General features: G+C 71.9%; 22 protein-coding genes. 12 read left to right on the forward strand and 10 right to left on the reverse strand.

Annotated elements, in window-relative coordinates:
- Window positions 1–110: 110 nt before the first annotated feature.
- The gene (locus tag HNQ79_RS22060; protein WP_185033766.1) at window positions 111–1331 is read left to right on the forward strand and encodes a threonine aldolase family protein; all 1221 of its coding nucleotides are present in this window, start codon (window positions 111–113) and stop codon (window positions 1329–1331) included.
- Here the strand turns inward: HNQ79_RS22060 and HNQ79_RS22065 are convergent.
- A complete protein-coding gene (locus HNQ79_RS22065; RefSeq protein WP_185033768.1) occupies window positions 1328–1618 on the reverse strand; it encodes a hypothetical protein in 291 nt (96 codons plus the stop codon). The genes HNQ79_RS22060 and HNQ79_RS22065 overlap by 4 nt on opposite strands.
- Window positions 1619–1755: 137 nt before the next feature.
- Between HNQ79_RS22065 and HNQ79_RS22070 the strand changes: the two genes are divergently transcribed.
- Window positions 1756–2868 (forward strand): DUF5937 family protein, encoded by a 1113-nt coding sequence (locus HNQ79_RS22070; RefSeq protein ID WP_185034148.1) that lies wholly within the window; start codon window positions 1756–1758, stop codon window positions 2866–2868.
- A gap of 44 nt (window positions 2869–2912) precedes the next feature.
- Here HNQ79_RS22070 and HNQ79_RS22075 read toward each other — a convergent pair whose 3' ends face one another.
- Window positions 2913–3599 carry a response regulator transcription factor gene (locus HNQ79_RS22075; protein WP_185033769.1) on the reverse strand — a complete coding sequence of 229 codons (687 nt, stop codon included), beginning with the start codon at window positions 3597–3599 and terminating at the stop codon, window positions 2913–2915.
- A gap of 113 nt (window positions 3600–3712) precedes the next feature.
- On the reverse strand, window positions 3713–4906 hold the full coding sequence (locus tag HNQ79_RS22080; RefSeq protein ID WP_185033771.1) for a sensor histidine kinase: 1194 nt from the start codon (window positions 4904–4906) through the stop codon (window positions 3713–3715).
- 209 nt (window positions 4907–5115) lie between these two features.
- Here HNQ79_RS22080 and HNQ79_RS22085 point away from each other — a divergent pair, with 209 nt between their 5' ends.
- Together HNQ79_RS22085 and HNQ79_RS22090 are read left to right on the forward strand one after the other, a co-directional pair.
- Window positions 5116–6084, forward strand: coding sequence for an SAM-dependent methyltransferase (locus HNQ79_RS22085; protein WP_229923309.1), 969 nt, complete (start codon window positions 5116–5118; stop codon window positions 6082–6084).
- A gap of 209 nt (window positions 6085–6293) precedes the next feature.
- Window positions 6294–7439 carry an NADH-quinone oxidoreductase subunit D gene (locus tag HNQ79_RS22090; RefSeq protein WP_185033775.1) on the forward strand — a complete coding sequence of 382 codons (1146 nt, stop codon included), beginning with the start codon at window positions 6294–6296 and terminating at the stop codon, window positions 7437–7439.
- Between the two features lie 85 nt (window positions 7440–7524).
- Here the strand turns inward: HNQ79_RS22090 and HNQ79_RS22095 are convergent, their stop codons facing one another.
- From HNQ79_RS22095 to HNQ79_RS22110, 4 genes are all read right to left on the reverse strand, one after another.
- Entirely contained in the window at window positions 7525–8694 is a 1170-nt protein-coding gene (locus HNQ79_RS22095) for a hypothetical protein (RefSeq protein ID WP_185033777.1), read from the reverse strand.
- Window positions 8695–8800: 106 nt separating this feature from the next.
- Window positions 8801–9787, reverse strand: coding sequence for an ABC transporter substrate-binding protein (locus HNQ79_RS22100; RefSeq protein WP_185033778.1), 987 nt, complete (start codon window positions 9785–9787; stop codon window positions 8801–8803).
- Window positions 9788–9939: 152 nt separating this feature from the next.
- Window positions 9940–10608: an ABC transporter permease gene (locus HNQ79_RS22105; RefSeq protein ID WP_185033779.1), complete on the reverse strand. Its 669-nt coding sequence runs from the start codon at window positions 10606–10608 to the stop codon at window positions 9940–9942.
- Between the two features lie 5 nt (window positions 10609–10613).
- Window positions 10614–11345: an ABC transporter permease gene (locus tag HNQ79_RS22110; protein WP_185033780.1), complete on the reverse strand. Its 732-nt coding sequence runs from the start codon at window positions 11343–11345 to the stop codon at window positions 10614–10616.
- A gap of 186 nt (window positions 11346–11531) precedes the next feature.
- Between HNQ79_RS22110 and HNQ79_RS22115 the strand changes: the two genes are divergently transcribed.
- Complete coding sequence (locus tag HNQ79_RS22115; protein WP_185033781.1) at window positions 11532–12689, forward strand: betaine/proline/choline family ABC transporter ATP-binding protein; 1158 nt, start codon at window positions 11532–11534, stop codon at window positions 12687–12689.
- A gap of 10 nt (window positions 12690–12699) precedes the next feature.
- Here HNQ79_RS22115 and HNQ79_RS22120 read toward each other — a convergent pair whose 3' ends face one another.
- Window positions 12700–13812: an alpha/beta hydrolase gene (locus HNQ79_RS22120; protein ID WP_185033782.1), complete on the reverse strand. Its 1113-nt coding sequence runs from the start codon at window positions 13810–13812 to the stop codon at window positions 12700–12702.
- A gap of 147 nt (window positions 13813–13959) precedes the next feature.
- On the opposite strand from HNQ79_RS22120, the gene HNQ79_RS22125 reads away from it, so the two are divergent.
- On the forward strand, window positions 13960–15798 hold the full coding sequence (locus HNQ79_RS22125; RefSeq protein ID WP_185033783.1) for a phosphatidylglycerol lysyltransferase domain-containing protein: 1839 nt from the start codon (window positions 13960–13962) through the stop codon (window positions 15796–15798).
- A gap of 193 nt (window positions 15799–15991) precedes the next feature.
- Here HNQ79_RS22125 and HNQ79_RS22130 read toward each other — a convergent pair whose 3' ends face one another.
- A complete protein-coding gene (locus tag HNQ79_RS22130; RefSeq protein ID WP_185033784.1) occupies window positions 15992–16918 on the reverse strand; it encodes an NADP-dependent oxidoreductase in 927 nt (308 codons plus the stop codon).
- 161 nt (window positions 16919–17079) lie between these two features.
- Between HNQ79_RS22130 and HNQ79_RS22135 the strand changes: the two genes are divergently transcribed.
- The 6 genes from HNQ79_RS22135 (at window position 17080) to HNQ79_RS22160 (ending at window position 20691) form a co-directional block, all read left to right on the forward strand.
- Window positions 17080–17562 carry a MarR family winged helix-turn-helix transcriptional regulator gene (locus HNQ79_RS22135; RefSeq protein WP_185033785.1) on the forward strand — a complete coding sequence of 161 codons (483 nt, stop codon included), beginning with the start codon at window positions 17080–17082 and terminating at the stop codon, window positions 17560–17562.
- 16 nt (window positions 17563–17578) lie between these two features.
- A complete protein-coding gene (gene folP, locus HNQ79_RS22140; protein ID WP_185033786.1) occupies window positions 17579–18475 on the forward strand; it encodes a dihydropteroate synthase in 897 nt (298 codons plus the stop codon).
- Entirely contained in the window at window positions 18472–18927 is a 456-nt protein-coding gene (locus HNQ79_RS22145) for a nuclear transport factor 2 family protein (RefSeq protein WP_185033788.1), read from the forward strand. Before folP ends, HNQ79_RS22145 begins: the two co-directional genes overlap by 4 nt.
- A gap of 250 nt (window positions 18928–19177) precedes the next feature.
- A complete protein-coding gene (gene folB, locus HNQ79_RS22150; RefSeq protein ID WP_185033790.1) occupies window positions 19178–19537 on the forward strand; it encodes a dihydroneopterin aldolase in 360 nt (119 codons plus the stop codon).
- Window positions 19534–20133 carry a 2-amino-4-hydroxy-6-hydroxymethyldihydropteridine diphosphokinase gene (gene folK / locus HNQ79_RS22155; protein WP_185033792.1) on the forward strand — a complete coding sequence of 200 codons (600 nt, stop codon included), beginning with the start codon at window positions 19534–19536 and terminating at the stop codon, window positions 20131–20133. The genes folB and folK overlap by 4 nt, the downstream gene beginning before the upstream one ends.
- Before the next feature lie 72 nt (window positions 20134–20205).
- Window positions 20206–20691, forward strand: a complete 486-nt coding sequence (locus HNQ79_RS22160) for a DUF3180 domain-containing protein (protein ID WP_185033794.1) — start codon at window positions 20206–20208, stop codon at window positions 20689–20691.
- Between the two features lie 43 nt (window positions 20692–20734).
- Here HNQ79_RS22160 and folE read toward each other — a convergent pair whose 3' ends face one another.
- Window positions 20735–21340 carry a GTP cyclohydrolase I FolE gene (gene folE / locus HNQ79_RS22165; RefSeq protein ID WP_185034149.1) on the reverse strand — a complete coding sequence of 202 codons (606 nt, stop codon included), beginning with the start codon at window positions 21338–21340 and terminating at the stop codon, window positions 20735–20737.
- Window positions 21341–21452 lie beyond the last annotated feature (112 nt).

Raw genomic sequence — 21452 nt, forward strand, 5'->3', positions numbered from 1 at the left:
GCCGTCTCCCACGGCCGCCTGTCCACAGGGCCGGCTGTCACGGGCCGGCTGTCCACAGGCTGTGGGGAACCGCGGCGACGCGACCCGTTTCCGTACGCGATCATCGGCGGATGACCGACGACAGCAGCAGGGCCGCCCGGAGCCAGGACGCACTGGCCGAGGACGCACCGGGCACGGACGGACCCGACGTGGACGGGCTCGGTGAGGACGGGATCCGGCGGATGCGGGTCGCCTGGCGCGGGGCGACGCGAGTGCTGTCGCGCACCTCCGCCGAACGCCGGATCGGCGTCCGGCTGGCCGACCTCGCCGCGCACGCGGGCGGCGTGTACGACCTGGACGAGAGCGTCGACATGTACGGCGACGGCGTCGTCACGGAGCTGGAACGGCGCACCGCCCGCCTGCTGGGCATGGAGGACGCGGCCTTCTTCCCCACCGGCACCATGGCGCAGCAGGTCGCCCTGCGCTGCTGGGCGGGACGGACCGGCAACAGCACCGTCGCCCTGCACCCCCGCTCGCACGCCGAGCTGCACGAGCGCGACGCCCTCCACGAGGTGAGCGGGCTGCGCACGGTGCACCCGACGACCGGGCCCCGGCTGCCGACCGCCGACGAGGTGAGCCGCCTGGGCGAGCCCTTCGGCACGCTGATGCTCGAACTGCCGCTGCGGGAGGCGGGATTCGTACTGCCGTCCTGGGAGGAGCTGACGGAGGTGGTGGAGGCCGCCCGGGAACGGGATGCCGTCGTCCACTTCGACGGGGCGCGGCTGTGGGAGTGCGCCCCGCACTTCGGGCGTCCGCTGGAGGAGATCGCGGCGCTCGCCGACAGCGTCTACGTGTCGTACTACAAATCGCTCGACGGCATCTCCGGCGCGGCCCTCGCGGGACCGCGGACGCTGGTCGACGAGGCGAGGGCCTGGCGGCACCGCTACGGGGGCGATGTCTTCCACCAGTTCCCGGCGGCGCTGAGCGCACTGCTCGGCATGGAGCGGGAACTGCCCCGGCTGCCACAGTGCGTGGCACACGCGAAGGTGGTCGCGCAGGCGCTCGGGGAGGGTTTCCGCGCGGCGCGGACGCCATGGTCCCGGGTGCATCCGGAGGTCCCGCACACCCACCAGTTCCGGGTGTGGCTGCCGTACGCCGCCGAGGTGCTGACGGAGGCGGCGGTACGGCAGGCCGAGGAGACGGGCGTGGCCCTGTTCCATCGGTGGTTTCCGTGCCCCGAGGGGCCGCCGGGGATCGCGTTCTGCGAGGTGACGGTGGCGTCGCAGGGGCTGGAGTGGACGGCGGAGGACGTGGTGGCGGCGGTGGCCGGGTTCATCGGCCGGATCGCCTAGCTCCGGTCCGCGGTACGGGCGCGGGGCGTCCTGCCGGTACGGGTCGGCCGGGCGGTACCCGTCGGCCGGGCGGCGCGCAGCCGGTCCGCGAGGCGTGCGCACGCGGCCCTGAGGAACGACCGGCCGGGCTGCCCGGCGGCCACCGAGCGGAAGCGGAGGCCGTCGCGGGCGGCGTCGCCGAGTTCGCGGAGGGTCTGCCGGTCGTGCCGGCCGGGGGCGGGCGGGGTGCGGCTGCCGTGCCGGGCGGCGCGGTGGGCGTCGAGGAGGTGCTGCTGCGATGCGGTCATGGCCTCACGCTGCGCCGGCCCGGCCCCGCGGGCCGAGCGGATTGGCCGAAGCCGTCAATCGGGGCCCTCCTGATTGACGGGCGGCGTCAATCGGCGGCCCGGGTGTCAGTGGTGGCGTGCACCATGAGGGCATGAGCGTGACCATCGACATCACCGGACTCCCGCCCGAGCGGATCGACTTCGCGATCTCGCCCCTGGCGGAGCTGGGCATGGCCCTGCACACCCTGTCGGAGCCGGGACACCATCCGGCGCAGCACGGCTGGGCGACGGCGACCGCCGCCTCGCTGAAGCCGGACCTCGCGGACCGGCTGACCGAGGCCGACTTCCTGTGGCGGACGACGTTCTCGGACGTGTTCATGCCGTTCGCCGGGGTCAAGGGCCACGCACGCGTGCCGGGGACGTCGCTCGCGGAGGACCTGGACCGGCTGGACCGGCTGGATGACGAGACGTTCGTGTCGGCGGCACTTGAGTTCACCTGCTCCAGTACGTACTCGGCGGGCGGGCCCTCGCCGCTGGTGAACGCCGAACTCCGGTCGCGGGCCCGGGACATGGCGGCGGCGCGCGGGCCCAAACCGCTGGAGTTCACCGACCGGCTGCTGGCGGACCCCGGGTCCGTGCGGGTGTGGCTGCGGCGACTCTTCGAGGACTGCGACGACGCCTTCTTCCGGGACACCTGGCAGCGGGTCCGTATGCAACTCGCCGCCGAGGCACGGCAGAAGACCGACCTCCTGCACCGCCGCGGTCCGGCCGCCGCTCTGGGGGCGGTGTCCTCCGCCGTCACCCTGGACGAGGAGGCGCGCCGCATCGAGGTCGACAAGCTCTCGGTGGGCCACACCAGCGCGGTGGGCACGGAGGCGGGGGCGGGCCTGACGCTGATCCCGTCCGCGTTCGGCTGGCCGCACCTGTGGGTGCTGTACGCCCGGAACTGGCGGCCGGTGATCCATTACCCGGTGGGCTCCCCCGAGCTGGCCTCACCGGCGTCGCTGGAGGTGCTGCAACGGCGGATGGACGCCCTCTCGCATCCGCTGCGCATGCAGCTGTGCCGTTTCCTCGGACGCACCCCGTACACGACGGTCGAACTGACGGACGCGCTGAACATCACCGCTCCCGAGGTGTCCCGGCACCTGACCGTCCTGAAGAAGGCCGGGCTGATCACCACCCGGCGGCGCGGCCGGTACGTACTGCACCAGCTGGACATGACCGTGGTGGCGCGGCTGGGCAGCGACTTCCTGGAGGGGGTGCTGCGGTAGGCGACCTCGTTCGACGTCCGGAGCCCTCCTGCGACGCCCGGCGCTCAGCGTGCTCCGGGCGAGCCCCCGGCGCGTACCAGGCCGGCCTCGTACGCGAGCACGACCACCTGTACGCGGTCGCGCAGGCCGAGCTTGGTCAGGATGCGGCCCACGTGCGTCTTGACCGTGGCCTCCGACAGGACCAAGCGGGCGGCGATCTCCCCGTTCGACAGGCCCTGGGCGACCAGCAGCATCACCTCGCGCTCGCGCTCGGTGAGCTTCTCGACCTCCTTGTGCCGCGGCTCCTTGCCGGTGCTCGGCAGCATCGAGGAGAAGCGGTCGAGCAGACGGCGGGTGGTGGACGGGGCGACCACCGCGTCCCCGCTGTGCACGGAACGGATCGCCGCCAGCAGTTCCGCCGGCGGCACGTCCTTCAGCATGAAGCCGGAGGCTCCCGCCTGGAGGCCGGAGAAGGCGTACTCGTCGAGATCGAAGGTGGTCAGGATCAGCACCTTCGGCGGGTTCTCCGCCGCGCAGATCTTCCGGGTCGCCTCCACCCCGTCCAGCCTCGGCATGCGGACGTCCATCAGCACGACGTCGACGGCGGTGCCGCGCAGCAGGTCGATGGCCTCCTGCCCGTCGCCCGCCTCCGCGACGACCTCCATGTCGGGCTGCGCGGCCAGCACCATCCGGAATCCGGTGCGCAGCAGCATCTGGTCGTCGACGAGCATGACGCGGATCGAATTCGGCATGGAGGGGGACCTTCCGGGGAGCGGGCGGGGCGGGTTCGGGGATGCGGGCCGGGTGGAGCGGGGCGCGCAACAGGCGTGGGGCGGTTTCGCGTGCGGGCGGGGCGGGCCGGCTGTCAGTGGGCCGGTTTGAGCGGGAGCAGCGCGCTGATCCGGAAGCCGCCGCCGGGGCGCGGGCCCGCGTCCAGCGTGCCGCCGACCATACCGACCCGCTCACGCATGCCGATCAGACCGTGCCCCTGGCCGTCCGCCCCGCCGTCCTGGTACAGCTCGTGGGAGGCGCCCCGGCCGTCGTCCTCGACGAGCAGGCCGAGCCCGTCGTCGAAGTAGACGAGCCGCACGCTCGCGCCCACGTCGGGGCCGCCGTGCTTGCGGGTGTTGGTGAGGGCCTCCTGCACGATCCGGTACGCGGTCAGCTCGACTCCGCTGGGCAGCGGTCGCGCGGTGCCCTCGACCTTGAAGTCGACGGCGAGGCCCGCGGCCCTGACCTGCTCCACCAGGTCCTCGATCTGCTGGACGTCGGGCTGGGGAACGTACTCGCCACTCTCCTGCTGCTCGCCCGTACGCAGGACGCCGAGCAGTCTGCGCATCTCGGCGAGCGCCTGGCGGCCGGTCGTCGAGATGGTCTCCAGCGCCTGTTTGGCCTGCTCGGGCGAGGCGTCCATGACGTACGAGGCGCCGTCGGCCTGCACCACCATCACGGACACGTTGTGCGCGACGACATCGTGCAGTTCCCGGGCGATCCGGGCGCGCTCCGCGGCGACGGCGACCTTGGCCTGCGCCTCGCGTTCCTTCTCCAGCCGGGCCGCACGCTCCTCCAGCTGCGCGAAGTACGCGCGCCGGGTGCGCATCGAGTCGCCGAGCACCCAGGCCAGGACGAACGGGACGGTCAGGAAGACGGCGAAGACGAGGGGGGCGATCGGGTCGTTCTTCTCCACCGACCAGCGGACCTGGGAGAGCGTCGCCGCGGTCAGCGACCCGCCGAGGGCCAGCCGGGAGGCCCAGCGGGCGCCGTTCGCCGCGACGGTGTAGACGATGACGAGCATCGCGAAGTCGGAGGGGTTGGGTTCAACGTCCAGGGCGAGCTGGAGCAGCCCGGCCAGGATCGTCACGATCAGCATCGCCTCGGGGGCGCGACGGCGCAGTGCCACCGTGAGACACAGCACGAGGATGCAGAAGGCGGCGGGAATCTCCCCTGTCCCGGAAACAGTCCCCCCGAACATCAGCACGGACATTCCGAGGAGCATCACGGCCCAGAAGCTGTCGACGCTCGTCGGGTGTCTGCGGATGAAGTCGTAGAGGCGCTGCACATGTCCAGCGTAGGGAAACCCTGGAGGCCATTGGGTCAACCGGAGGGGCGATCCGGTGGCCGGGCCACTACTCCCCAAGGTGGAGACGTCCGTGGAGACTGGGTGGCGTGAGAGACGAAAAGGGCCGCACGGACGGACGAGGCGCCGGTCGGCCCAAGGGGTGCGAGCGAAGCGAGTGGCTCGGGTGGCGGGAGGCGTCGGAAGCCGCGCTGTACGGGCCCGGCGGGTTCTACGTACGGCCGGACACCGACGGACCGGCCGCGCACTTCCGTACGTCCGTGCACGCGTCACCGCTGTTCGCGGGGGCGGTCGCGCGACTGCTGCGGGAGACGTACGAGTCGCTGGGCGGACCGGCCGGAATCGCTCTCGTCGACATCGGTGCCGGGCGCGGCGAGTTGTTGACGGGAGTGCTGGCGGCGCTCCCGGACGGCTTCGGGGTGCGCGCGTACGCCGTGGAACGGGCGGCCCGTCCGGCCGGGCTCGACCCCCGCGTCGAGTGGCTCACGCGGCCCCCCGCCGGTATCACCGGCCTGGTCTTCGCGAACGAATGGCTGGACAACGTGCCGGTGGACGTCGCGGAGGCGGACGAGGACGGGGTGGCGCGGTACGTCGAGGTGCGGGCGGCGGACGGCGCGGAGCGCCTCGGGGCGCCGGTGTCCGGGGCCGACGCGGCGTGGCTGGAGCGGTGGTGGCCGCTGACGGGACGGCCGGGCCACCGGGCGGAGATCGGACGCCCTCGGGACGCGGCCTGGGCGGACGCGGTGGGGACGCTCGACGCCGGCCTGGCGGTCGCGGTGGACTACGCCCACGCGCGCGCGTGCAGGCCGCCGTACGGGACGCTGACCGGGTTCGCCGGCGGCCGGGAGGTACGGGCGGTGCCGGACGGCAGGTGCGACGTGACGGCGCATGTGGCGCTGGACGCGTGCGCGGCGGCGGGCACGGAGGCCGGTGTGCGGGGAGGTACGGAACTGCTGACGCAGCGCCAGGCCCTCGGACGGCTGGGGGTCGTGGGCTCGCGTCCCCCGCTGTCACTGGCGTCGACGGATCCGGTCGCGTACGTGCAGGCGCTGTCGTCGGCGGGCGAGGCGGCGGAACTGGTGGCGCGCGGCGGGCTGGGGGACTTCGGGTGGCTCATGCAGACGGTGGGGACGGCGTGTGAGGGGGACGGCGGCGTCTGAGGGAACGGCGTCATGAGGGGGCGGCGGCGTGAGGGGCACGGCCGCCCCGCCGCCGCTACGGGTTCCGGTCTGAGGAGAGCGGCCCTCTGCCGCCCCGGCCCCCGGCGCGGGGAGCGGTCCCGCCGGCGCCCCGGTCCTCGGCTCCCCGCCGCCCGAGTACCCCCGCTCCCCTGCCCCCGCCCCGAGCCACCCGGTGGATACTGTCCCCCATGACGCAGACGACGACAGTCGGCATCGGCGGCGGCGCCGAGAGCACCGACATGGTGCTCAACATCGGCCCCCAGCACCCCTCCACGCACGGCGTGCTCCGTCTCAAGCTCGTCCTGGACGGCGAACGCATCCAGCATGCCGAGCCCGTCATCGGCTACATGCACCGCGGCGCGGAGAAGCTCTTCGAGGCGCGGGACTACCGCCAGATCGTCATGCTCGCCAACCGCCACGACTGGCTGTCGGCCTTCTCCAACGAGCTGGGCGTCGTCATGGCCGTGGAGCGCATGCTCGGCATGGAGGTCCCGGAGCGCGCGGTGTGGACCCGTACCCTCCTCGCCGAGCTGAACCGGGTGCTCAACCACCTCATGTTCCTCGGCTCGTACCCGCTCGAACTCGGCGGCATCACGGCCGTCTTCCACGCCTTCCGGGAGCGCGAAGAGCTTCAGGCCGTGATGGAGGAGGTGTCCGGCGGGCGCATGCACTACATGTTCAACCGGGTCGGCGGCCTCAAGGAGGACGTCCCGGCGGGCTGGCCCGGCCGGGTCCGCGACGCGGTCGCCTCCGTCCGTTCCCGTATGAACGTCTACGACGACCTGGTCCTCGGCAACGAGATCTTCCGCGGCCGTACCCGGAACGTCGGCGTGCTCTCCGCCGATGCGGTCCACGCGTACGGCGTCTCCGGCCCCATCGCCCGTGCCTCGGGCGTCGACTTCGACCTGCGGCGCGACGAGCCGTACCTCGCGTACGGCGAACTCCAGGACACCCTCAAGGTGGTGACACGGCAGGAGGGCGACTGCCTCGCGCGCTTCGAGTGCCTGCTGGAGCAGACCCACAACGCGCTCGACCTCGCCGACGCCTGCCTCGACCGGATGGCCGGCCTGCCGCCGGGCCCGATCAACCAGCGTCTGCCGAAGGTGCTCAAGGCCCCGGAGGGCCACACCTACGCCTGGACCGAGAACCCGCTCGGGATCAACGGCTACTACCTGGTCTCCAAGGGTGAGAAGACCCCGTACCGGCTGAAGCTGCGCTCGGCGTCCTTCAACAACATCCAGGCACTGACCGAGCTGCTGCCGGGGACGCTGGTCGCGGACATGGTCGCGATCCTCGGCTCGCTCTTCTTCGTCGTGGGCGACGTCGACAAGTAGCGGGTGGACGGCCGGCGGCGGGCGAGCGGCCGGCCGTCGGCGAGGTGACGAGCCGGCGGCGGGCAGCAGGCGGCGGGCCGGGGCCTCAGGAGCCGATCGCGCTCCGGAGGTCCGCCACGTCCAACTGCTCGGTCTCGTCGTGTGCCGTCAGGTCGATGACCGCGCCGACGGTCTCGGCGTCGGCGGCCGTACGGGAGGACCGGTGTTCGGCGAGGGCTTCCTCGCCGACGACGTCCGCGAGGTCCTCGTCCTGCATGTCGGCTGCCACGCCCGCGCCCGTGCTGGTCCCGAAGAAGTCGAAGCCGCCCTGCTTGCGTACGGCGGGCAGATTCTGCGGCGCGTACGGCGTGAGGGCCGACGAGGGCCGGGTGTGCTCCCGCGCCTCACGGGCGGCGTCGGGCGCGGGCCGCGGAGTCGCGGCAGGTACCGGGCCGGCGGAGGGGGCGGCGGCGGGTACGGAGGCCCCAGGGGGTGCGGAGGCCGGGGGACGCGCCGCGCCCGAGGCCGGGACCGGGGCCAGTGCCTGCGCGTCCACCCGCGCCTCCTCACGCACCGGGACCTGCCCGTCCGCCGGTACGTCCGCCGGGGTGTCCCCGGTCGCGTCCCGCGGTGCGGCCACCCGTGCCGGGACCTGCGCCGCGGGCCGTACCGCCATCCCGCCGGACGCGACGCGGGCCGCCGCCTCCCGCTGGGCCCGGCCGTTGCGCTCCAGGTTCTCCAGCGCCGCCGCCGCCCGCATGTACGCGGCCGGAGTGGGCGTGGAGCGGGCGGCGGGGAGTTCCTTCGGGCGCTCCTCGGCGGCTGCCGTCAGTTCGAGCAGGCGGCGGCGCTCCAGCGCGGTCGCCCGCTCGGTCTCCGCGGTGGCGTACCTGCGCAGCAGCGCGGCGTGCTCGTTGCGCAGCGCGGCCAGTTCGGCGCGCTTGGCGCGGAGCCTGGCCTCCAGCTTGACGCGCAGGGCCCGCGACTCCTCCAGGTCGCCCTCGATCTCGGCGACGCGCTCCTCGGTCTTCCAGGTGTCGGCCTCGCGCGCCCGCTTCAGCTCCGCGACCCTGCGGCCCGCCGTACGGTCCCAGCTGCGCATCAGAACGGCCCCGGTGACGGCCGCCGCCGCGACGACGGCGACGAGCACCCGCAGGGCCACGGGTTCCGCCACGAACCAGGCGCCGACGGCGCAGGCGAGCGAGCCGCCCGCGACCGCCGACGAGGGCAGCAGTTTGTGCAGGGGTGGTGAATGGCGGTGGCGTCCACGGGGCATGGCCTGAAATTTACCGCGCGCAGGACACGTATGGGGCATCACTCGCCAATCTGTTCCCGTGCGGTTACCCGGGAATCGGCCAAGCACCGCTCCAACTGCTCTGCGGCTACCCCTTGATCAGGTTCTTCTCCTCCAGATAGGTCTTCGCGACATCGGCCGGCTTCGCGCGCTCGATGTCCACCTTGCGGTTCAGTCCGCCGAGATCCGCCGTGGTGAGCGCCTTGGTGAGCTTGCCGAGTGCCTCGGCGACCGCCGGGTCGCCGGCGTCCTTGGCGTTGACCACCGGCAGCAGGTTGTCGGCGTTCTGGAGCTTCTTGTCGTCGGCGAGGAAGACGAGGCCGAAGCTGTCGATGGTGGCGTCCGTGGTGGTGGACAGGACGAGCTGCGCCTCGCCGTCCTTGACGGCCTGCTTGGACTGGGGCGTGCCGACGCCCTTGGGGACGAGCCCCGTGACGTCGATGCCGTACTTCGACTTCAGACCGGGTGCGCAGAACGGCCGGATCTCGCACTCGTCGCCCGCCGCGATCTTGACCCTCACCTTGGACCTGCCCAGGTCGGACAGCGTCTTGAGGTTGTTCTTCGCGGCGAATTCCTTCGTGACCGCGAACGCGTTCTGGTCGACGGCCTCGCCCGCCGGAAGCACCTTCAGGCCGAGCGGCTTCGCCAGGTCCTCCAGGGCGGCGACGGTGGCCGTCACGTCGCTGGAGGCCAGCGGCTTCTTCTCCGCCTCCTTCGCGCCGTTCACCTTGGCGTTGAGGAATTCGGTGAGGGTCGCCGCGTACTCCGGTACGACGTCTATCTCGCCCTTCTCCAGCGAGGGCTCGTACAGCTCACGGTTCTTGACGACGGTCACCGAGGTGGCGAACCCGGCGTCCTTGAGGATCTGCGCGTACAGCTCCGCCAGCACCTTCGACTCGGTGAAGGCGGCCGCGCCGACCACCAGCGAGCCCTTCTTGCCGCCACCGGCGGAATCGGTCGGTCCGGAGCCGGGCTTGCCCTGCTGCTCCAGACTGTCGCCGCCGCACGCGGCGAGCGAACCGGTCAGTGCCACCAGGCCGACTACCGCACCCGCGAGGCGTGAGGTCTTGCTCATGAGAGTTCACCATCCAGGAAGTGCCCGAGGCACGGGAAACAGGGACAAGGGAGGACGAGGGAAAAGGGACGTCGAGGGAGAGGTGCGCGAGGAGGCACGAAGCGGCCCGGAGCCGTACGCGGCAGTACGGAACGAGCGGCGGGAAGTCACCGTCAGGCGGCCTTCCGCAGCGGTGAGAACACCCGGCCCAGCAGCACCAGCACCCCCTCCACCACCAGTGCGAGCAGCGCCACCAGCAGCGCTCCCGCGACCACCTGTGCGGTGTCGTAGGTGTTGAAACCGGCGGTGATGATGCGGCCGAGCCCGCCCTGGCCGACCATCGCGGCGATCGAGGCCGTGGCCACCACCTGCACGGCGGCCGACCGCACTCCGGTCATCACCAGCGGATGGGCGAGGGGCAGCTCGACCCGGGCGAAGAGCTGCATGCCCGACATGCCCATGCCGCGCGCCGCCTCCACCACCGACCGGTCCACCTCCCGCATACCGACGTAGGCGTTGGTGAGCAGCGGCGGCACGGCGAACAGCACCAGCGCGACGATCGTCGGCACGTATCCGGCGGAACGCAGCGGCGAGACCATGAACAGCGCGAGCACCGCGAACACCGGGACGGCCCGTCCCACGTTGGAGATGTTGACCGCGAGCGCACCCCCCTTGCCGAGGTGACCGAGCAGGAAGGCGAGCGGCAGGGCGAGCAGGCAGGCGATGAGCAGCGCGACCCCGCTGACGTACAGATGCTCCGTCAGCCGGACCCATGCGCCACCGTCGCCGGACCAGTTCGAGCCCGTGACCAGCCAGGTCCAGGCCTCTGCGAGGACACCCATCGAGATCAGCCCGCCCCCACGGCCGCAGTCGGCCTCCGTATTCGTGCCGTACGCGGTTCCGGCTCCGCGCCGCCCGCCCGCGTCCACGGTGTCAGCAGCCGTTGCAATCCGAGCAGCAGCAGGTCGGCGACCACGGCGAGCAGCACGCACAGCACGGACGCGGCGAGCACCTGCGCCTTGAAGAACGTGGGCAGCGCGTCCTCGATGAGGTTGCCGAGGCCGCCCCGGCCGACGATCGAGCCGACCGTGGTGAGCGCGATGGTCGACACGGTGGCGATCCGCACGCCCGCCAGCAACGCGGGGAGGGCGAGCGGAAGTTCCACTTCCCAGAGCATCCGCCCCGGTCCGTAGCCCATACCGCGGGCGGCCTCCCGGGTCTCCTGCGGGACCGCTTCGAGTCCGGCCAGGATGTTGCGTACGAGGATGGTCAGCGAGTACAGCACCAGACCGGTGATCACCAGCGCCGAGGACAGCCCGAACAGCGGCAGCAGCAGCGAGAACATCGCCAGCGAAGGCACCGTGTACAGCACGGTCGTCAGCCCGAGGACCGGGCCGGCGAAGCGCTTGCTGCGGCGGGCGAGCAGCGCGAGGGGCAGGGCGACGGCCAGTCCGATCAGTACCGACACCACCGTGATCCAGACGTGCTGGACCGTCGCCTCGGTCAACTCCTGGCTGCGGGAACGCAGATATTCCGCGCAGATCCAGTCGTTCGTCACCAGGCAGTTCTGCTCGCTCACCCGTCCCACCTCCCCCGCTCCGCCCGTTCCACACCGCTGGAGCGGCAGTGGAGAACGTATGTTCAAAGCCCGTGCGAGGACCATATCGCCGACCACTGACAACGCCCTCGGTCCGGTTCGGGCCGCCACATCCCGGCAACACCCTCTTCACACGAGTTCCGCCGCCAACCGTCACAATGGGGACCCATGATCCGGTTCGAGCACGTCACCAAGCGCTACGCCGACGGCACGACCGCCGTCGACGACCTGTCCTTCGAGGTCGCCGCGGGTGAACTCGTCACGCTGGTGGGCCCTTCGGGCTGCGGCAAGACCACCACCATGAAGATGGTCAACCGGCTCATCGAACCGTCCGCGGGCCGCATCCTGCTCGGCGGCGAGGACATAGCCGGGGTCGACCCGGTGGAACTGCGCCGACGCATCGGCTACGTCATCCAGCAGGTCGGCCTCTTCCCGCACCGGACGGTGCTCGACAACACCGCGACCGTCCCGCACCTGCTGGGCGTGAAGCGCGCACAGGCCCGTGCGCGCGCGGCCGAACTCCTCGACCTGGTCGGACTCGACCCGAAGGTCCACGGCCCCCGCTACCCCGAGCAGCTCTCCGGCGGCCAGCGCCAGCGCGTCGGTGTCGCCCGCGCCCTGGCCGCCGACCCCCCGGTCCTCCTCATGGACGAACCCTTCGGCGCCGTCGACCCGGTGGTCCGTGAGCATCTGCAGAACGAGTTCCTGAAGCTCCAGTCGCAGGTCAACAAGACGGTGCTGTTCGTCACGCACGACATCGAGGAGGCGGTCCGCCTCGGCGACCGGATCGCGGTGTACGGGCAGGGCCGCATCGAGCAGTTCGACGCCCCCGCCGCAGTCCTGGGCGCACCCGCCACCCCGTACGTCGCGGACTTCGTCGGCGCGGACCGCGGCCTGAAGAGGCTGTCGGTGACGCCCATCGAGGAGAGCGACCTGGACCAGCCGCCCGTGGTCCACCTCGACGACTCCCTCGCGACCGCCACCCGCCGGCTGTCCGCGGAGGGCGCGCGCTGGGCCGTCGTGCTCGACCGCGAGGACAACCTGCACGGGTGGATCCCCGCCGACGCCACGGAGAGGGCGGGCACGGTACGGGAGCACGCGCGCCGCATGGAGGCGTGGCTGCCGGTGGGCGCGTCCCTGAAGCAGGCGTTCGCGACGATGCTCCAGCACGACGCCGGCTGGATCGCCGTCATCGACGAGGACGGCGAGGGGCGGTTCCTGGGCGTGCTCACGCCGGCGCGGCTGCACGAGGCGCTGCGGCGCTCCATCGACGCGGACGGCCGCAAGGTCTCCCGTACGGAAGTGGCGGTCGAGACGGTCGGCTAGCGCCGCCGGGTCAGGGGGTGAGCTTCTTGCTCATCCACTCCACGACCGCCGGGATCTCGCGCTTCCAGGTGTTGAAGTTGTGCCCGCCGCTGTTGAGGGTGATCGACGACACCTGCGTGGGCGGCTTCACCTTGCTGATGAACTGGGCCGTCGGCTTCTTGTTGTCCTCGCCCTTCTCGCTGGTGGTGACCAGCAGGGAGGTCTTGGGCGCGGGCAGGTTGTCCAGGGCCCAGAGCAGGTTGGCACGCTGCTTGAGCTTCGGGTCGCCGCCGAAGAGGTCACCGGTCGTCGCGTCCTCGGCCGCCTTGTAGTACGCGGAGAGACCGGCGCCCGCGGCGAACTTGTCCGGGTGCGCCATGGCGATCTTCACGGCGCAGTAGCCGCCGGTGGAGTTGCCCATGAACCCCCAGTTCCGCGGCTTCGTCCCCACCCGGTACGCGCCGGACACCGCGCGCGGCAGGTCGTCGGCGAAGAACGTCTCGGTCTGCGGGCCCTTCGGGATGTCCACGCACTCGGTGTCCCGCGGCGGCGCGACGGTCGGCCGCATCATGACCATGATCATCGGCTGTGCCTTGCCGGCGCGGGCCTGCATCAGCGCGGTCTGCGGGTAGCGGAGCCCCTTGATCAGGTTCATCGCGGTGCCGGGGTAGCCGGTCAGCACGACCGTCGCGGGGAAGTTCTTCTTGGCGTACTGGGGCTGGAAGTACTCCGGCGGCAGGTAGACGAAGGCCGGACTGACGATCTTCGACTTCACGCCCTCTATCCGTACTTCGTGGATCTGCCCGCCGACGGACGGCTTGTTCCCGCCCGGAACGTCCATCGTCCGGGTGCCGATGAGCTGCGCGTGCCTGCCGGGGCCGGACGCGTGGTCGACGACCACGCCCAGCTCCTCCTCCTGGCCGAAGAGGTCGGCCCACGAGCCGTAGAAGAGGAACGACTTGTTCGCCGCCAGGCCGACCGCGGCGAACAGCGCCAACTGGGTCACCAGCAGCATTCCCACCCTGCCCAGCACCGCACGCCAGGTGCGGCCCGAGAGCCGCGGCCAGAGCCAGATCGTGGCCGCGAAGAACAGAACCGCGATCACAACGGTGAGCACGAGAACCTTGGTACTGGTGAGACCCATGACGAGATCGTTACTTCCTGAATGAGGATTTCCTGAGAGCCGAGTGAACCCGCCCCCCGGAAGCGCCGTCCTAGTGGACGCACGCTGTCCGGGCGGACCTTCTCCAGGGTCCCGGACTCGAAACCTACTTGCGGACCTCGGGAAGCGATGTCAATCAGAATAGATGGGGATAAGTCCGGGGCGGTTCCGGATCGGGTGCGACGGGTCCTCCGCGGACCGCGCCCCGAGAAGGTCCCTTCGCTGGTCGGCGCGGCGGTCACGCTCGTCGGTCTGCTCGACATCGCGGCCGGGGTCATCCCCCGCTTCCGGCACAGCCGGATGCACAGTCTGGCCGAGGTGCTGCCCGGGACGTTCGGGCCGTTCGCCGCCGCGTTCTCCCTCACGGTGGGTGTCCTGCTGCTGCTCCTCGCCCACGGGCTCAAGCGGCGCAAGCGGCGTGCCTGGCGCTCGGCGGTGATCCTGCTGCCGGTGGGCGCCCTCGCGCAGTACATCTACCGGCACTCCGTCATCGGTGTGCTCATCGCGCTCGCGCTGCTGGCACTGCTGCTGGTCCACCGGCGGGAATTCGCCGCGCTGCCCGACCCGCGCAGCCGCTGGAAGGCCCTCGCCAACTTCGTGCTGACCACGCTGGGCTCGATCGGGCTCGGCCTGGTGATCGTCAGCTCCCACCCGAAGACGATCATCGGGAACCCGGACTTCGGCGACCGCCTCACCCACGTCCTCTACGGGCTGGTCGGCTTCGAGGGGCCGATCGACTACGCCAGGCAGGCGTCCTGGACGGTCGGCTACTCGCTCGGCGCGCTCGGCTGGATCATCGCGCTCACCACCGTCTACCTGGCACTGCGTCCCGAGCACCCGGCGGCGCGGCTCACCGAGGAGGACGAGGTACGGCTGCGCGCGCTGCTCGACAGGCACGGCGCCCGCGACTCGCTGGGCCACTTCGCGCTCCGGCACGACAAGGCCGCCGTCTTCTCCCCCAGCGGCAAGGCCGCCGTCACCTACCGCGTGGTCTCCGGCGTGATGCTCGCCAGCGGCGACCCGATCGGCGATGTCGAGGCCTGGCCGGGGGCCATCGAGCGCTTCATGGAGGAGGCCAAGGCACACTCCTGGACCCCCGCCGTGATGGGCTGCTCGGAGACCGGCGGCGAGGTCTGGACCCGCGAGACCGGTCTGGACGCCCTGGAACTGGGCGACGAGGCCGTCGTCGACGTACCGGACTTCTCCCTCTCCGGGCGGGCGATGCGCAACGTGCGGCAGATGGTCAAGCGCATCGAGCGCAACGGTTACCGGACCAAGGTGCGCCGGGTCGGGGACCTGGAGCCCGAGGAACTGGAGCGCATCCGCAGGGCCGCCGCCGACTGGCGCGGCACGGAGACCGAACGCGGCTTCTCCATGGCGCTGGGCCGGGTCGGTGAACCGGGCGACGGGGACTGCTTCATCGCCACCGCTCACAAGGCCGCCGAGGAGGGCGCGCCTCCCGGCCCCTACGGCGACATCAAGGCCGTCCTGCACTTCGTGCCCTGGGGCTCCGACGGCATGTCCCTCGACCTCATGAGGCGCGACCGGGCGGCGGACCCCGGCATGAACGAGCTGCTGATCGTGGCGTCGCTGACCGCGGCCCCGGGCCTCGGCATCAAGAAGGTCTCCCTCAACTTCGCCATGTTCCGCTCGGCACTCGCCCGCGGCGAGAAGCTGGGCGCGGGGCCGGTGCTGCGGGGGTGGCGGGGGCTGCTCGTCTTCCTCTCCCGCTGGTTCCAGATCGAGTCGCTGTACAAGTTCAACGCCAAGTTCCAGCCGCGCTGGGAGCCGCGCTTCGTGGTCTTCCGGACCACCCGCGACCTGCCCAGGATCGGATTCGCGGCGATGCAGGCGGAGGGTTTCGTGACGCTGGGCCTGCCGCGGATGTTCACCCGCAGGTCCGCCACGCAGCGCACCTCCCGCCCCTGCGCCCACACGGACCGCCCCGCCCTGGAACGAACCGCCTGACCCCGCCCCACCGCCCCCGGCAGCCCTGTTGGGCGACGGCGCCGCTCTACGTCAGCCCCCGGGGCGCGGGGGTCCCCCTGCACAAGCCAAGCCGAATGCCTGGCGGAGGGCGGGCAGGGGGGCGGCCCCCACCGGAGGTGCCGTCCCCCGCCCTACGCCCACCCCCGCCACGTACGCCCCCCGCCCACGCCCACTACGCCACGCTGATCGCGATCTTCCCCCGCGTATGTCCCCCAATGCTGTCCCGGAACGCATCCGCCGCCTTCTCCAGCGGATAGACCGCCGCCACCTCCACCTTGACCTCGCCCCGCTCGACCAGCTCCGTCAGCGCCAGCAGGTCCGCCGCGTCCGGCCGCACGAAGACGTAGTCGCCGCCGAGTTCCAGGACGCCGCCGTCCGCGATGGACGCCAGCCGTCCACCCTCGGCCAGCAGGCCCGGCGACAGCTGGAGCGCCTCCCCGCCCACCAGGTCCAGGACCGCGTCCACGCCGTCGGGCGCGACCTCCCGCACCCGCTCGGCGAGGCCCTCGCCGTACTCGACCGGAGTGGCCCCGAGGGACCGCAGGTAGTCGTGGTTGCGGGCACTGGCCGTACCGATGACCTTCACCCCGTGCGCCCGCGCGATCTGCACGGCGAGCGAGCCGACCCCGCCGGCCGCCGCGTGCACGAGCACCGTCTCGCCCTCGCGCACCTTGAGGCTGCGGTGCAGCGACTGGTAGGCGGTGAGACCCGCCAGCGGCAGCCCCGCCGCCTCCTCGAAGCTCGTGTTGCGCGGCTTGCGCGCCAGCGTGCGGATGGGCGCGGCGACGTACTCCGCGAAGGTCCCGCGGGACACGAAGTCCTCGCGTACGTACCCGATGACCTCGTCGCCGGGCTTGAACTCGGACACGGACGGGCCCGCCTTCTCGACGACGCCCGCCACGTCCCAGCCGGGGATCACGGGGAAGACGGCGTCCAGCGCGGGGTCCAGGTACCCGGCGAGGACCTTCCAGTCGACGGGGTTGACCGAGGCAGCGCGGACCTTGACCAACACGGAGTCGGGGCCGAGCTTGGGTTCGGGGCGGTCGCCGTACTCCAGGACGTCGGGGTCGCCGTACACGGGGTAGGAAATGGCCTTCATGGGGGGAGCCCTCCAGTGATGAACGGTTGGGAGCAAAGGGTTCGGGCCGGAGGCCGGGCCTGTACGACCGAGCCTCAATTGTTGAGGATCTCAAGCAATTCAATCCGACCGTAAACCTCAATGGTTGAGATGGTCAAGTTTTGCGGCGTACACTGCGTGTCATGGCAGCCAACCCGCCGACCAAGGCCGAGCTAGTCGAACGACTGGCCACCTCCTTCGGTCTCTATTACGGCGACTTCACCCTCGCCGCCGCCACCGCAGGGCTCACCCCGAGCCAGGCGAAGGCGCTCAGCGTGCTGCGCGGCTCCCCCGCCCCGATGCGCGCCCTCGCTACTACCCTCGCCTGCGACGCGTCCAACATCACCGGGATCGTCGACCGGCTGGAGAAGCGCGACCTGGTGCGCCGCGAGCCCAGCGCCACCGACCGCCGCGTGAAGAACGTCGTCCTGACCGAGTACGGCGAGCGCACGATCGACACCATCCGGGCCCGCATGCACACCACGCTGAACGGTCTGGACTCCCTGGACGACTCGGAGCGCACCGCCCTGTTCGGCCTCCTCGGCCGGGTCTTCCCCGAGGGCCCCGACGGCGGCACGGCCGGTGGCGCGGGCCGCGGCACGGGCGGTCCGGAGATCACGCGCTGAGGCCTAGGCTGGGCGTATGAGTACGTTGCTGCGCACCCACCCCGTCGAAGGGCTCCCGGAGTGGGACCGCTGTGCGGTCATGGGAGTCGTCAACGTGACCCCCGACTCCTTCTCCGACGGCGGCCGATGGTTCGACACCACGGCCGCGGTGAAGCGCGGCCTCGCCCTGGTCGCGGAGGGCGCCGACCTGGTCGACGTGGGCGGCGAGTCCACCCGGCCGGGCGCCACCCGCGTGGACGCCGACGAGGAGCTCAAACGGGTCGTGCCGGTCGTACGCGGCCTGGTCTCCGAGGGCGTCACCGTCTCCGTCGACACCATGCGCGCCTCCGTCGCCGAGCAGGCGGTCACCGCCGGCGCGGTCCTGGTCAACGACGTCAGCGGCGGCCTGGCGGACCCGCACATGGTCCCTGCGGTCGCCGCCGCCGAAGTCCCCTTCGTGGTCATGCACTGGCGCGGCTTCAGCGAGAACATGAACAGCCTCGCGGTGTACGACGACGTGGTCGCCGAGGTCCTCGCCGAACTGCACGCGCGCGTGGACGCGGTCGTCGCGGGCGGCGTCGACCCGGAACGCATCATCGTCGACCCGGGCCTCGGCTTCGCCAAACAGGCCGAGCACGACCTCGCGCTCCTCGCCCACCTCGGCGACCTCGGCACCCTCGGCCACCCCCTGCTGGTCGCCGCCTCCCGCAAACGCTTCCTGGGCCGCGTGCTCGCCCGGGACGGCGCCACCCCCCCGCCCGCCCGCGAGCGCGACGCCGCCACCGCCGCCGTCTCCGCGATCGCCGCCCACGAGGGCGCCTGGGCCGTCCGGGTCCACGAGGTACGGGCCACCGCGGACGCGGTACGGGTCGCCCGCGCCGTCGCGGGAGCCAGGACCACCCCGGCACCGTCCGGTACGGCAGGCACCCGGTGACCCCCCGCAGCACCGACGCCGAGCGGGTCGAACTGGCCAACACCGCGTTCTACGAGTGCCTGGAGCGCGGCGACTTCGACGAGCTGTCCGCGCTGTGGCTGGACGACGAGATCACCTGCGTGCACCCCGGCTGGCCGGTGCTGACCGGACGCGGCGAGGTGCTGCGCTCGTACGCGCTGATCATGGCGCACACCGAGTACATCCAGTTCTTCCTCACCGACGTGAAGGTCTCGGTGATGGGCGACACCGCGGTGGCCACCTGCACCGAGAACATCCTAAGCGGCGGCCCGGCCGAGGAGAGCGGCGAACTCGGTCCGCTGGTGGGCCAGCTGGTCGTCGCCACCAACGTCTTCCGGCGCACCCCGGACGGCTGGCGGCTGTGGGCGCACCACGGCTCCCCCGTGCTGGCGGACGCGGACGACGAGGACACGGACGACGATCCGGCCGAGTAGGACGCCGTCCGGGGGCGCGGGGCGGCTTCCGGGGGCGCAGGGGACGGATGCCGTGCCGCCCACCCGGCGGTCCGGCGTCGCAAAGGGTCCCGAATGGGTAGGGGCCCTGTGAGAAGGATCCCGGAAGCCCGCCGTCCGCAGCCCCGCGAGCGGGGCCTGTCGGTGCACGCGGGTAGATTCGTTTCCCAGGTGAGGCGCCGACCGCACTCGGCGCGGAGCCAGATGACTACGAACAGCAGGAGTGATTCGCGTGGATCGTGTCGCGCTGCGCGGCCTCAAGGCCCGCGGGCACCACGGCGTGTTCCCCAGGGAGCGCGAAGAAGGCCAGACCTTCATCGTGGACCTCGTCCTCGGCCTGGACACCCGTCCCGCCGCGGCCGACGACGACCTGACGAAGACCGTCCACTACGGGGTGGTCGCCGAGGAGGTCGTGGCGGTCGTGCAGGGCGAGCCGGTCAATCTGATCGAGACGCTCGCGGAGCGGATCGCCCAGCAGTGTCTCAAGCACGAGGGAGTCGAGGAGGTCGAGGTGTGTCTGCACAAGCCGGACGCCCCGATCACCGTGCCCTTCGACGACGTGACCATCACCATCACCCGGAGCCGAGTATGAACCCCATGCAGAGCGACCCCACCGTCCAGCCGGTTCCGGCCTCCGTGACGCAGCGGGTCGACGCCGCGGACATCACTCTCTCCAACCCCAAGTGGGCCGTGATCGGCCTGGGCAGCAACCTCGGCAACCGCCTGGAGACCCTCCAGGGCGCCGTCGACCTCCTGGAGGACACCCCCGGTGTCCGCGTCAAGGCGGTCTCCCCGGTGTACGAGACTGAGCCGTGGGGCGTCGACTCCGGCTCCCAGCCGTCGTACTTCAACGCCGTGATCCTGGTGAAGACCACCCTTCCGCCGTCCTCGCTCCTGGAGCGCGGCCAGGCCATCGAGGAGGCCTTCGACAGGGTGCGCGAGGAGCGCTGGGGTCCGCGCACCATCGACGTCGACATCCTGTCGTACGCCGACGTGATCTCGGACGATCCGGTGCTCACCCTGCCGCACCCGCGCGCCCACGAGCGCGGCTTCGTGCTCGCCCCGTGGCACGATGTGGACCCCGAGGCCCAGGTCCCGGGCCGCGGCGCGGTCGCCGAGCTGCTGGGCGCCGTCCCCACCGACGGCGTACTCGCCCGCGCCGACCTGGAACTCCGGCTGCCCGAGTAGACGTTGCATTGGGCAGAAGCCTGATCTGTACGACACCCATGACCGCGTGACTGTGACGGAGAGCGGAGCCTCGTGAAGCAACTACGGCTCGGGGTACTGGCGGGCGTGTTCGCGGCGGCCGGAGTGCTGTCGTGGGCGGGGGCCCGCCTCTGGTCCTCGGTCGGCACCCTGCCCGGCGTGCCGGTCGCGGCGCCTGTCGTGCTGGCGCTGATCGCGGCGGTCCTGCTGGCGACCGCGCTGGGGATGCGCTCGCGGCTGCGTGCCCAGCGCGAGCGCCGCCCCGGCGCCAAGGGCGTCGATCCGATGGTGGCCGCCCGCGCGGTCGTCTTCGGGCAGGCCAGCGCCCTGGTCTCCGCTCTCGTCGCCGGCATGTACGGCGGTGTGGGCGTCCACCTGCTGATCAGCCTCGTCGACCTGCCGGCCCGCCGTGACCAGGCGATCTACGCGGGCTTCGCGGTCCTCGCGGGCGCGGCGGTGATCGCCGCGGCGCTCTTCCTGGAGCGCGTGCTGCGCCTGCCCGACGACGAGGACGGGGCCCCGGTGGCGGACGTCGCCTGAGGCCTCGTCCTCGTCGTACGGGGCCGTGCCCGGTCGCCGGTCGTCAGCGGGCGATGATCAGGCTCATCGCCTCGGCCCGCGTCGCCGGGTCGCGCAGCTGCCCGCGCACCGCCGAGGTGATGGTCTTCGCGCCGGGCTTGCGCACCCCGCGCATCGTCATGCACATGTGCTCGCACTCGACGACGACGATCACACCGCGCGGTTCCAGTATCCCCATGAGGGAGTCCGCGATCTGCGTGGTGAGCCGTTCCTGCACCTGCGGGCGGCGCGCGTACACGTCCACCAGCCGGGCAAGCTTCGACAGTCCGGTGATCTTGCCGTCGGTGGACGGAATGTAGCCGACGTGCGCGACGCCGTGGAAAGGGACCAGGTGGTGCTCGCAGGAGCTCATCACCTCGATGTCCTTCACCAGCACCATCTCGTCGTGGCCCAGGTCGAACGTCGTCGTGAGCACGTCCTCCGGCTTCTGCCACAGCCCGGCGTATATCTCCCGGTACGCCCGTGCCACCCGCCCGGGGGTGGCCCGCAGGCCCTCGCGGTCGGGGTCCTCGCCCACGGCGATCAGAAGCTCGCGCACCGCGTTCTCGGCCCGCTTCTCGTCGAAAACGCCGATGCTGGGCTCGCCGTCCAGCGTCACCGGGTCGGTCATCAGTGCCTCGTTCCTGTGGTTCATGCCGCGCGCGTCGCTCCGCGTGCACACGCGTAAAGAAAGTGCCGCGACCCCCAGGCTAGAACCTGGGGGTCGCGGCATCCATTCCGGG

Origin of the sequence: Streptomyces candidus (assembly GCF_014207445.1) — a bacterium.
Classification (GTDB): domain Bacteria; phylum Actinomycetota; class Actinomycetes; order Streptomycetales; family Streptomycetaceae; genus Streptomyces; species Streptomyces candidus.